The organism is Pseudoalteromonas sp. SG41-5 (genome assembly GCF_014164495.1).
Taxonomy (GTDB): domain Bacteria; phylum Pseudomonadota; class Gammaproteobacteria; order Enterobacterales; family Alteromonadaceae; genus Pseudoalteromonas; species Pseudoalteromonas rhizosphaerae.
Map to the genome: position 1 here is coordinate 1 of NZ_JACJFH010000307.1, position 338 is coordinate 338.

The 338-nt window shown below is 37.9% G+C and carries 1 protein-coding gene; it reads right to left on the reverse strand.

Features of this window, described 5'->3' with window-relative positions:
- Positions 1-29: 29 nt before the first annotated feature.
- A partial coding sequence (locus H5232_RS23770) for a hypothetical protein (RefSeq protein ID WP_182768452.1) occupies positions 30-338 on the reverse strand: 309 nt, incomplete at its 5' end.

The following is a 338-nucleotide window of genomic DNA, read 5'->3' on the forward strand; positions in this document are numbered from 1 at the left end:
GCATGTGCTGTCCTTAGCGTTATGTTCGTTTATAGCTGGACTTCGGACTTCAAAAAGTCATAGTAAAAAAGTCCATCTTCTTCATGATCTTCAAATATTTCTTTTCCGGCTAACATATAGGCCTTAAGTAAAGCATTTTTACTTCTTTCTTTGTCGTCTAACTGATAATGACATTGGCCAGCTCTAAAGTGAATAAATGGGTTATCGAGTGCTTCAGGGTAGTTTAATGCATCTAACATTGCATCAAGGGATTGTTCATATTCATCAAGCATATAATAACTATCACCGATAGATACTTTAAGCCAAACCGCTTGCTCCCAATCCTCATCTGGGTCGGT